Origin of the sequence: Acetobacter farinalis (genome assembly GCF_011516935.1) — a bacterium.
In the GTDB taxonomy this organism is placed as follows: Bacteria; Pseudomonadota; Alphaproteobacteria; order Acetobacterales; family Acetobacteraceae; genus Acetobacter; species Acetobacter farinalis.
Window position 1 is genome coordinate 320,632 of record NZ_WOTF01000001.1, and the last position, 10,704, is coordinate 331,335.

Below are 10,704 nucleotides of genomic sequence, written 5' to 3' on the forward strand. Positions count from 1 at the left end.
TAAGAATGGTCAGAGTATGACGGCAGTTGTTTCTTCTTGCTTTCGAGATGTCAGGGCGCCACGTGGCGCGCCCGCCCGCATCTGGCCGGATGCCAGATGGCCCGCTCCGGCCGATACGCAGGCGGCTACGCATTTTGCGGCCGATATGGCCGAAGCCATGCAGAACGCGCATGTACCGACCGATGTGCTGGCCCTGCCCGGTGCGGCGGAACTGGTGGCATGTCTGGGCGGAAACAGCCCGTATCTCTCTGATCTGGCACGGCAGGACCCTGTTTCCTTCGCGGCTCTGGTGCAGGATGGGCCCGAACCCTGTGCAAAGGATGTGTTTGCGGCATTTGCCGAGTTTGACATCACATCGGGGCGAGAGTGTGTTGCAAGCTTCCTGCGTCAGGCCAAAAAACGCACAGCCCTGATCTGCGCCGTGGCGGACCTCGGAGGGATATGGTCTCTGGAGGACGTCACGCAGACCCTCAGCCGTCTGGCTGATGCCGCGCTGGATGTTGCGCTCAAACACCTGCTGTGGGCCGCCCATTGTTCTGGCCAGCTTCAGTTGCGAGACCCGAAACGCCCGGCGCATGCCTGTGGTCTGGTTGTCCTGGCAATGGGGAAGCATGGGGCACGGGAACTGAATTTCTCCTCAGATATTGATCTGATGGTGCTGTATGATCCGTCTGCGCACGCACAGCCGGACGCCGTACGGCGTGTGTTCATTCGTATGACTAGCGATCTTGTCAGCCTCATGGAAGCACGGGATGCAGATGGCTACGTTTTTCGGACTGATCTGCGCCTGAGGCCAGACCCGTCCTCAACCCCTCCGGCGGTGTCCGTGCAGGCCGCCATTCAGTATTACGAAAGCCTGGGGCAGACATGGGAACGCGCTGCCATGATCAAGGCGCGTCCCGTGGCGGGGGATATCACGCTGGGGCGGAGCTTTCTGGCGGCAATCCGCCCGTTTGTCTGGCGGCGGCACCTCGATTTCGCGCTGATTGACGATATTCATGACATGAAAGCGCGCATCGACCGCTATCGCAAGGCCGGGCGCACAGGGCTTGCGGACCTGCCGGATGCCGTGCTGGCAGACCCTGCGGCCAGCCGGGACTGGCTTCTGGGCCATAACGTCAAGCTGGGGCAGGGCGGTATTCGGGAAATTGAGTTTCTTGCGCAAGCCATGCAGCTTGTCTGGGGTGGGCGGGTGCCCGCCCTGCGGGAGCGCACAACCTTTGGCGCACTGAAAAAGCTGGTGGGCTCGGCCTATCTCCCGCGAGAGGAAGCGGAAGTGCTGGCCCGCACCTACCGCTTCCTGCGGGATGCGGAGCATCGGCTCCAGATGCGGGCGGACCACCAGACACACGCCCTGCCGGACCGCCCGGACGCGTTCGATGCCTTTGCCGTCTTCATGAACTACACGGATGGTGAAGCGCTGGCGCTGGATATGCTGCCACGCATGCGTGAAGCCCGGCGGATTTTTGAGCGGCATTTCGCCACGCCGCAGGCCAGCGCGCCGGGGCAGGAGGCCACCCTGCTGGCCGTGGCGCCGGATGATGAAAATTCTCCAGCCCTGCTTGAAAGTTTCGGCTTCCCCCCCAGCCAGACGGAGGAGGCGGTGCGGGTGCTGGCGCGCTGGCACAATAACAGCCTGCGCGCCCTCCGCTCCGAACGCGCGCGCGCCCTGCTGCGTGGCCTGCTGCCCGCGCTGCTGGCCAGTTTCGCGGCGCGGAGCAACCCGCTGGCCTGCCTGCGGCGGTTTGAGGCGCTGCTTGCGCGGCAGCATGCCGGGGTTCAGTTGCTCTCCCTGTTCGAGCGGAACCCGGCGCTGATAGACCGGATTGCCGCTCTGTTCGATTCCTCGGCGTTTCTGGCAAATCATCTGGCCGATACGCCTTCCGCGCTGGAAGGCCTGCTGGAGCCGGAGCCCGAGGAAGGCCGCAACGTGCTGGAGCGCCTGCTGCATCTGGCAACGGAAGCAGACAGTGTGGAAACACTGGTTACAGCCCTGCGCCCTCTGCTGCGCGGGGAGGAGTTCCGTTTTTCCGTGGCGGTTCTGGAAGGACGGCTGACGGAGAACGAAGCCGAAAAGCAGCGCACGGAACTGGCGGATACCATCATGACCGTGCTGATGCGGGCCGTGGAGAAGGAGCACCGGGAGCGCTACGGGCGTGTGCCCGGCGGCGGGATGGTTGTGCTGGCGCTGGGCAAGGCAGGCTCCCGCGAGATGATGCCTGGTTCCGACCTTGACCTCCTTCTGGTGTTTGACCACCCGGAGGGAGTGCAGGCGAGTCAGGTGCCACAACGCAGCCCGAAGCGCGCGGATGGCCTGCCAGTGCGCCCGCCCCGGTCTCTTGCCGTCTCACAATATTACACCCGTCTGGCACATGCCTTTATTGCTGCCCTCACGGCTCCGGGGCCGGAAGGGCCGCTTTACGCGGTGGATATGCGCCTGCGCCCCTCCGGTGCCGCGGGGCCGGTGGCGGTGTTCCGCACAGCGTTCCTGAAATATCATGAAGAAGCCGCCTGGACATGGGAGCGCATGGCCCTGACCCGTGCGCGCCTGATTACCGGCCCGGTAGCGCTGAAAAAGCTGCTGCAGGAGGATCTGGCGCGTATTCTGGATGGCGCGGTGCGCAAGCCCCGGCCTTCTCCCAAGGCTTTGCTGGAGGATGCCCGGCAGATGCGCGTGCGTCTGGCGCGGGATCTGCCAGCCTCCGGCCCGTGGGATATCAAGCGGCGGGATGGCGGGCTGATGGAGGTGGAATTCATCGCCCAGATCATGCAGCTTGTGGCGGGCACGAAAGCAGCGCGTAATTCCTGCACCCGGCGGGCGTTGATGCTGCTGAAATCAGGCGGTTTTCTGAATGCGGCGGATACGCAGCTTCTGCTGGAAGCCGATGCCGTGTGGCGGCAGCTGCAGTGTCTGTTGCGCCTGCTGTGCGGCCCTGTGCCGCCGGTTGATCTGGAGCGGGAGATGGCACCCGCGGCTGTGAAAGTTCTGCTGCGCGCCATGGGGGATGCCAGTCTGCCGGATCTCATCGCGCGGACAAATCTGCTCGCGCAGTCTGTGCGGCAGGTGTTTGAGCAGCGTGTTGGCCCGGTAGGTGTGGCGGGACGTTCAACCGGAGCCATTGAGGCGGCGGGCGCAACAGACAAAGAACGCCCGGCGTCCTCCGCCGTTTAAAGTCCGAAGACACAGGGTTTCAGGGAGAAACTGACAATGACAGACACACACGATGCTGAAAAAATCGTTCTGAAAGAAGGGGATCTCGCCCCGGATTTCAGCATGGACGCCAGCCGGGCGCGCACGGTGAGCCTTGCGGCCCAGAAGGGAAAACCGTTTGTGCTGTATTTTTATCCCAAGGCGGACACACCCGGCTGCACCACGGAAGCCTGCGGTTTTAATGAAGCCCTTGCCCAGTTTGAAAAAGCGGGCCTGACGGTGATTGGCGTCTCGCGCGACCCGGTTAAAAAGCTGGATAAATTTGCAGAGAAATATGCCCTGACCTTCCCTCTGGCCTCGGATGAGAGTGGTGCGGTGACGGAGGCCTATGGGGTGTGGGTCGAAAAATCGCTGTATGGCCGGACATATATGGGCATTGACCGGACAACATTCCTAATTGACGCGGAAGGGCGGATTGCCCGGATCTGGCACAAGGTGAAGGTGCCTGGGCATGTTGAAGCGGTGCTTGCTGCCGCGCAGGCTCTGGCCTGAAACAGGGGGCCGAAACAGGAGCCCTGCTTCAGGAAAACTGAAGTGGGGAGCCTGAATTCAAGGGGGGGGAGAAGGCTGCTGAAGGGCTTGTCCGCGCAAGGGCGTGCGGCGGGTTATACAGCGCCTGAACCCTGAAGGCAGGAAATCCTGCCTTCAGTTTTTCTGTTCAGAGGCTTTTTGCGTATTTTTGGACCATTTTCTGGTCCGCGTGATTTTCACCCGGCGAGCGCCTGCCCAGTCGGACAGGCTGAGCCGGGGCGACTGGCGTTACCAGCCGGAGTAATAGCTGCCGGGGGCGCTGTAATAATAGCCCGGAGCAACCGGTGCGACAGGCACCGCCGGAACAACCGGCACGGCATACCCCATGGCAGGCGGCGGGGGCGGAGCATAGACTGGCGGCGGGGCACCGCCGCCAATTGCTGCGCCAGCCAGCGCGCCCACAGCGAGGCCGCCAATCAGGGCGCCGGCAATGGCGCCGCCACCCGGGCCACGGCGCCACTCTCTGTGGCCCCAGTATCCACCACCATGACCCCAGCCACCGTGACCCCAGCCACCATGGCCCCAACCACCGTACCCCCAGCCACCGGGATGCGCCTGCGCGGTGGGAACTGTGGCCAGTGCGGTTCCTGCAATAACAGGCAGGGCGAGAAGAAATTTTGTTATACGGCGCATAGTGTGCCTCCTCGAAACAGTAGGAGGAAACGCCGGAGCGTATCCTCTCTCACTGCACAGTAACGCGCCGCCTCATGGCAATTTCAAGGCCGCATCCGGGCGATTTGTGTTCGTATAAAAAATTAGGCGGCGGCGGGATCAGGTCCCGCCAATTTCATCCGTTTTGCGCAGTGTCAGCACGGTAAACAGCGTGACGGCAGCACAGGCGGAAACATACCAGGCAAACCAGCTTTCATGCCCCATCTGCCGGCACCACAGGGCGACATATTCCGTTGTGCCGCCAAAAACCGAGACAGTCACAGCGTAGGGAAAAGCGACTCCCAACGCACGGATGCGCGTGGGGAAGAGTTCGGCCTTCACCACGGCATTGATGGACGTATAGCCCGAGGCGATAAACAGGGCCGTACTAATCAGGGCGAAGGCCGCCCAGGGGGATGTGACACCCGAAAGTGTTGTCAGCAGGGGTACGGTGCCCAGCGTTGCGCCAATGCCGAAAAACAGCAGCAGCGGGCGGCGGCCCACACGGTCAGAGAGTGCGCCGAATGCGGGCTGTATGGCTGCAAAAAAGAGAAGGCATGCGGAGGAAATGAGCGTTGCGGTATCTTTTGGAAACCCCACGGTGTTCACAAGATATTTCTGCATATAGATTGTGTAGGTATAAAAAATGACAGTGCCGCCCAGCGTCATGCCGCATACGGTCAGCACCGCGCGGGGGTAATGGAGCAGGGCGAGAACACCGCCTTTTTCCTGACGGGTTCTGGTCTTTTCAAAACGCTCGCTTTCCTGCATCTGCCGCCGCAGCCAGAAAACCAGCAATGCCCCCAGCGCGCCAAGAAAGAACGGAATCCGCCAGCCCCATGCGCCGATCTGTTGCGGCGTGAGCAGCACATACTGCATCAGCAGCAGGATCAGCAGGGCGAGCAACTGGCCCATCACCAGCGTGACATACAGGAAGCCGGACCAGAAACCCCGATGCTCGGGAGAGGACATTTCCGCCAGATAGGTTGCCGAGGCCCCGTATTCTCCCCCAAGGCTGAGCCCCTGTGCGAGCCGGGCCAGCACCAGAATGGTCGGGGCCAGCAGGCCGACCTGCTCATAGGTCGGGCAGACCGCTATGGCGAGGGAGCCAAGACACATACCCGTGACGGAAAGCGTGAGCGCCGTGCGGCGTCCATACTTGTCCGCCGCCACGCCCAGCAGCCACCCGCCCACAGGCCGCATGAAGAAGCCAACAGCAAAAACGGCAGCCGCATTCAGCAGTTCTGCTGTCTGGTTTCCGTGTGGAAAGAACACATGTGCAAAATAGATGGCAAAGGAAGAATAGACATACCAGTCGTAATATTCGAGCAGGTTTCCCGCGGATCCTGCCAGAATGCCTCGAAGGCGTTGCGCCGCTGTCATTCAGCGTCTCCTGTGGGCTCCGGGGTGGTGCGGGCGGCGGATTTGTCACCCAGAGCGTTGTGAAGTTTCTGTGTATCCAAGGTGTTTTCCCAACGGGAAATGACAAGGGCCGCAACGGCATTCCCGACAAGGTTGGTCAGGGAGCGGCATTCGGACATGAAGCGGTCAACGCCCAGAATGAGGGCCATGCCCCCTACCGGCACGCTGGGAACAACTGAAAGCGTTGCGGCAAGTGTGATGAATCCGGCCCCTGTGACCCCGGCCGCGCCTTTGGAGCTGACCATGGCAACCAGCAGAAGGGCGAGTTGTTCGCCCAGCCCGAGATGCACATCCGTGGCCTGTGCAATGAAAAGAGCCGCAAGCGTCATGTAGATATTCGTGCCATCAAGATTGAAGGAATACCCCATGGGCACAACCAGCCCGACAATGCCCTGTGGGCAACCCGCATTTTCCAGTTTGGAAATCAGGCCCGGCAGCCCGGATTCTGAAGAGCTTGTGCCCAGAACAATCAGCAGTTCCTCTTTGATATAGGCCAGAAGCCGGAAAATGCTGATTCCCAGACAGCGTGTGACAAGCCCCAGAATGCCACAGACAAAGAGGAGGGACGTCAGGTAGAAAGCCAGCACCAGCCCGATCAGATGCCCGACGGAGGCAACACCGAATTTGCCAACGGTAAAGGCCATGGCTCCGAAAGCGCCAATCGGTGCCACATACATCACCAGACGCACCACGCCGAAGACCAGCTCTGTCAGGGAACGGAACAGGCCAAGCACCTTTTCACCGTTCTTCCCCATATTCGCGAGACTGACGCCAAACAGGATGGCAATCAGCAGAACCTGAAGGATCTCGCCCGAGGTAAAGGCCCCCGCAGTGGTGCTGGGGATGATGCGCATCAGGAATTCGGTGAAGGAGTGGGAATGCGCTTCAGAAACAAATGTTGCGATGGACCCGGTATCCAGCGAGGCAGGCTTGATGTGCAGCCCCGCACCCGGCTGGAAGAGGTTGGCCACCACCATGCCCACAATCAGGGCCAGTGTTGAAAAACACAGGAAATAGGCCATGGCCTTTCCCGCCACGCGGCCTGTCTGTTTCAGGTCCGCCATCCCGGCTATGCCGGTACACACCGTCAGAAAAATGACGGGGGCAATGACCATTTTTATGAGTTTGACAAAGCCGTCCCCCAGCGGGCGCAGTGCCGCGCCGAGATCGGGAAAGAAGTAGCCGGTCAGAACACCGGCAACGACGGCGATGATAACCTGAATGTAGAGCAGGTGCGCGCGGGAAGCGGTGGAAGCGGGAGAAGAAGATATGGCCAAAGGGTTACGTCCCCTGATTGTTCATTATTCTTGCCAACGCACGGGCAGGGCGGCAAATCTCGTGTGGTGATGTATACACGACCTGACGATGCACGGGTGTTATTACATTAACGATATAGTCTACCACGCAGAGCAGATCAGCACGAACCGGCCTTCCTGCCGAGAGAAAATGAGGCAGATCACGGATGGATGATGGGATAATGCCGGGTGTTGTGGCTTTTGGAGTGCTGCTGGCGGGGCTTGGCGGCGGGGCTGTTCTGGCATGGGCGCTGGGTGCGGGAAAGCGCGGGCGCGCCGGAGCAGGTGGGGCCGATGCGGACCTGCTGGCGCGCCTCTATGTGCTGGTCGAACAGGAAGCCGCGGCAACCCGCACAGAAGCCATGCACCAGAGAACCCATCTGGGCGAACTGGAACGGGTGATGACAGGCCGGATCGAGCAGGTGCGCACGGAACTGGCCGAGCGTCTGGCCGGTATGGTCGGCAGTATGGGGCGGGAGCAGGCCGAGGTGCGGGCCGCTCAGGCCGAAGCCCTGCGGGAGATGGCCGAAACCTCCGCCCGCCAGCTTTCCGCCATCCGTGTCGCGGTGACAGACCAGTTGCATGAAGCCGTGGAGCGGCAGATGCAAACCTCCTTCCAGCGTGTGCTGGAGCAGTTTACCGCCATGCAGAAAGCCATGGGGGAAGTGCGGGCCATGACCGCGCAGATCAGTGACCTCAAGCGGCTGTTCGGGAACGTGAAAACCCGGGGCGGGTGGGGAGAGGCACAGCTCAAGGCCATTCTGGATGATGTGCTGCCTGAAGGGGCTTACGAGTCGAACGTGCGCCTGGGGCCGGGGAGCGATGTGGTGGAATTCGCCATCCGTATGCCTGTGCGCTCCAGCACGCCGCCAGTGCTGCCGGTGGACAGCAAATTCCCGACTGAAGCCTATGAACGCCTGCTGAATGCCGTGGAGGAGGGGGATGCAGGGGCGGAAAAAGCTGCCCGCAAGTCTCTGGAAAACACGCTGCGTCTGGAATCACGGAAAATTGCGACCAAATACATCCACCCGCCCCGCACGGTGGAATTCGCGGTGCTGTATCTGCCGACAGATGGCCTGTATGCCGAGGCCGCCCGCATTCCCGGCCTGATTGATGAAATCGGGCGGACCTGCCGGGTGATGATCATGGGGCCGGCCCTCATGCCCGCCCTGCTGCGCACGGTGCATCTGGGGTATGTCACCCTGGCGCTGGAAGACCGCACGGAAACCATTGCCCGCCTGCTGGGGGCAACACGGCAGGAAATGCTCCGCATGGATGGCGTGCTGGAAAAGCTGGCACGGAACGCACAGGCCATGTCAACATCCATCGAGGAAGCCCGCAGGCGAACCCGCGTGGTCAGCCGGCGTTTGAGGGAACTGGATGCCCCGGAGGCAGAGGGCATGGAAATGAACTCTGAAATGGAATTTACTGGTCCCGCACCAGGGAACACAGCATCAGGACAGGCATGACTGAAGAGACAGAGCTGAACAGACAGGCAGAGTTTGAAGACCCGGTTCCCCCCGGTCCGTCTGGCGGTGTCGTGCTGCTGATAGAAGATGACAGCGCCATTGCCGAGGAGATCGTGGGGGAACTGATGGCGCGCGGTTTTGATGTGCGCCATGAGGAAACTGGCGATGCAGGCCTGACAGCCGCCCTGCTGGGGGAGGCGCATGTGATGGTGGTGGACCGTCTCCTGCCCGGCATGGATGGTCTGACGGTGATTGAAACGGTCCGCCAGCGCGGCATCCGCACACCGGTGCTGGTGCTCTCCGCCCTCTCCGCCGTGGATGACCGGGTGAGGGGCCTGAAGGCCGGGGGGGATGACTATCTGACCAAGCCGTTCGCCATGGAAGAGCTTGTGGCGCGGGTGGAAGCCCTGCTGCGCCGCCCGGATGATACCCGGAGCACAAAGCTGCGGGTGGGGCCGCTTTCCATGGATCTGATCGAGCGGCGCGTCTGGCGTGATGGGCGGGAAATTGAACTGCTGCCGCGTGAGTTCCGCCTGCTGGAATATCTGATGCGGCGGCCGGAGCAGGTGCTCACTCGCTCCATGATGCTGGAAGATGTCTGGCAGTATCGCTTCATACCGCGCACCAATCTGGTGGATGTGCATATCGGCAAGCTGCGCCGGAAGGTGGATGCCCCCGGAGAAGAGCCATTGATCCGCAGTATCCGCGGTACGGGATTCCTGCTGCGTGTTCCTGACTGAACTTTTCCGCACGGCGACCTTCCGCCTGACCCTGATGGCCGTTGCGGCCATGGCGGGCGTGATGGTGATGCAGTTCACGCTGGTTTATACCCAGATGGAAGCTGTGGAATCCCGGCGCTCAACCGCACTGCTGCGCGGAGAGGCGCGCCTGCTGGCGCAGATGACGCCCGAGCATCTGGAATATGTCATCCGCAAACGCGCGACGGATGACTTGCGGTTGGTTATCAGCAGTGCCGGGCTGTTTGACGCCAGCCACGCCGTGATTACCGGAGACCTGCACTCATGGCCCAAGGGGCTGGTGGCGGACGGCAAATCCCACAATATTGAAATCTACCCCGAAGAAGGCGCGCCCTACCCCCTGCGCCTGCTGGCCGAGCCTCTGCCGGATGGCACAATTCTGGTGCTGGGCCGCAGTTTTCATCTGCTGGGCGAACAGAAACTGATGCTGCGCCACGCCACGCTGGTGGCGGCGGTGCCGACACTGCTGTTCGCCCTGCTGCTGGGCATTGTGCTCAGCCGTCGTGCCCTGTTCCGGGTGAAGGAAATGCACGAGGCCATTGATCTGATCATGGCCGGGGATATTCATGAACGCCTGCCCGCAGGGAAGGAGCGGGATGATGTGGAGCGTCTGGCTGGCAGCGTGAACCGTATGCTGGACCGGCTGGAACGGCTGATGGACGGCATGCGGGAAGTGGGGAACGATATTGCGCATGACCTGCGCACACCGCTTTCCCGCGTGCGGGCCAAGCTGGAGCGCGCTCTGGCTTCCGGCGGGGAGCGTGAAGCACTGGAGGCCGCTGTGGGTGGCGCCGTGGATAATCTGGACCAGTGTCTTGGTATCATCACGGCACTGCTGCGGATTGCGGAACTGGAAAGCAGCCGCCGCCGGGCGGGGTTTGAGACGGTCAGCCTGAATGATCTGGGCGCCGATGTGGTGGATCTTTATGAGCCGATAGCCGAAACCGAGGGGGTGACCTTGGTCATGCAGCCCACGGCCATGCCGGTCTGCCTGAATGGAGACCGGCACCTGCTGATCGAGCTTCTGGTTAATCTGGTGGATAACGCCATCAAGTTCACGCCCGAAGGCGGACAGGTGACAGTGAGCATCACGCCTCTGGACTCTTCCGTATGCCTCTCGGTGACCGATACCGGGATAGGCATTGCCCCGGAAGAACGTGGGGCTGTGCTTTCACGCTTTTATCGGTCTGATAAAAGCCGGCATGTGCCGGGCAGCGGGCTGGGGCTCAGCCTTGTTGCCGCTATTGCGGATCTGCATGATGCCACGGTGGCGATTGAAGCCGGACCTGGCGGACGCGGGACACGCGTCAATATTACTTTTGTATTACAACATCCCTGAAAAGCCCGGATTAAAACCATTTTTATTG

General features: G+C 61.6%; 8 protein-coding genes. 5 read left to right on the forward strand and 3 right to left on the reverse strand.

The window, feature by feature from the left end; translation table 11 throughout:
* Window positions 1–16: 16 nt before the first annotated feature.
* Together GOB82_RS01450 and bcp are read left to right on the forward strand one after the other, a co-directional pair.
* Window positions 17–3,172, forward strand: a complete 3,156-nt coding sequence (locus GOB82_RS01450; RefSeq protein WP_166118720.1) for a bifunctional [glutamine synthetase] adenylyltransferase/[glutamine synthetase]-adenylyl-L-tyrosine phosphorylase — start codon at window positions 17–19, stop codon at window positions 3,170–3,172.
* Window positions 3,173–3,208: 36 nt separating this feature from the next.
* On the forward strand, window positions 3,209–3,703 hold the full coding sequence (gene bcp, locus GOB82_RS01455) for a thioredoxin-dependent thiol peroxidase (protein WP_166118722.1): 495 nt from the start codon (window positions 3,209–3,211) through the stop codon (window positions 3,701–3,703).
* A 267-nt stretch (window positions 3,704–3,970) separates the two neighbouring features.
* Here bcp and GOB82_RS01460 read toward each other — a convergent pair whose 3' ends face one another.
* The 3 genes from GOB82_RS01460 to GOB82_RS01470 all read right to left on the reverse strand — a co-directional run bounded on the left by GOB82_RS01460 (window position 3,971) and on the right by GOB82_RS01470 (window position 7,092).
* The gene (locus GOB82_RS01460; protein ID WP_166118725.1) at window positions 3,971–4,375 is read right to left on the reverse strand and encodes a hypothetical protein; all 405 of its coding nucleotides are present in this window, start codon (window positions 4,373–4,375) and stop codon (window positions 3,971–3,973) included.
* Between the two features lie 138 nt (window positions 4,376–4,513).
* On the reverse strand, window positions 4,514–5,776 hold the full coding sequence (locus tag GOB82_RS01465) for an MFS transporter (RefSeq protein WP_166118728.1): 1,263 nt from the start codon (window positions 5,774–5,776) through the stop codon (window positions 4,514–4,516).
* Window positions 5,773–7,092, reverse strand: coding sequence for a dicarboxylate/amino acid:cation symporter (locus tag GOB82_RS01470; RefSeq protein ID WP_166118730.1), 1,320 nt, complete (start codon window positions 7,090–7,092; stop codon window positions 5,773–5,775). Before GOB82_RS01470 ends, GOB82_RS01465 begins: the two co-directional genes overlap by 4 nt.
* Before the next feature lie 200 nt (window positions 7,093–7,292).
* Here GOB82_RS01470 and GOB82_RS01475 point away from each other — a divergent pair, with 200 nt between their 5' ends.
* From GOB82_RS01475 to GOB82_RS01485, 3 genes are read left to right on the forward strand one after another with little or no spacing between them, the layout of a single operon-like run.
* Window positions 7,293–8,579 carry a DNA recombination protein RmuC gene (locus GOB82_RS01475; protein ID WP_166119644.1) on the forward strand — a complete coding sequence of 429 codons (1,287 nt, stop codon included), beginning with the start codon at window positions 7,293–7,295 and terminating at the stop codon, window positions 8,577–8,579.
* Window positions 8,576–9,319, forward strand: a complete 744-nt coding sequence (locus GOB82_RS01480; RefSeq protein WP_166118733.1) for a response regulator transcription factor — start codon at window positions 8,576–8,578, stop codon at window positions 9,317–9,319. Before GOB82_RS01475 ends, GOB82_RS01480 begins: the two co-directional genes overlap by 4 nt.
* Window positions 9,306–10,676, forward strand: a complete 1,371-nt coding sequence (locus GOB82_RS01485) for an ATP-binding protein (RefSeq protein ID WP_166118735.1) — start codon at window positions 9,306–9,308, stop codon at window positions 10,674–10,676. The genes GOB82_RS01480 and GOB82_RS01485 overlap by 14 nt, the downstream gene beginning before the upstream one ends.
* Window positions 10,677–10,704 lie beyond the last annotated feature (28 nt).

Excerpts from the sequence above, each read along its gene's own strand:
- GOB82_RS01450 (WP_166118720.1), top strand. The coding sequence starts at position 17 with ATGACGGCAGTTGTTTCTTCTTGCTTTCGAGATGTCAGGGCGCCACGT.
- GOB82_RS01480 (WP_166118733.1), top strand. The coding sequence starts at position 8,576 with ATGACTGAAGAGACAGAGCTGAACAGACAGGCAGAGTTTGAAGACCCG.
- GOB82_RS01465 (WP_166118728.1), bottom strand. The coding sequence starts at position 5,776 with ATGACAGCGGCGCAACGCCTTCGAGGCATTCTGGCAGGATCCGCGGGA.
- bcp (WP_166118722.1), top strand. The coding sequence starts at position 3,209 with ATGACAGACACACACGATGCTGAAAAAATCGTTCTGAAAGAAGGGGAT.
- GOB82_RS01460 (WP_166118725.1), bottom strand. The coding sequence starts at position 4,375 with ATGCGCCGTATAACAAAATTTCTTCTCGCCCTGCCTGTTATTGCAGGA.
- GOB82_RS01475 (WP_166119644.1), top strand. The coding sequence starts at position 7,293 with ATGCCGGGTGTTGTGGCTTTTGGAGTGCTGCTGGCGGGGCTTGGCGGC.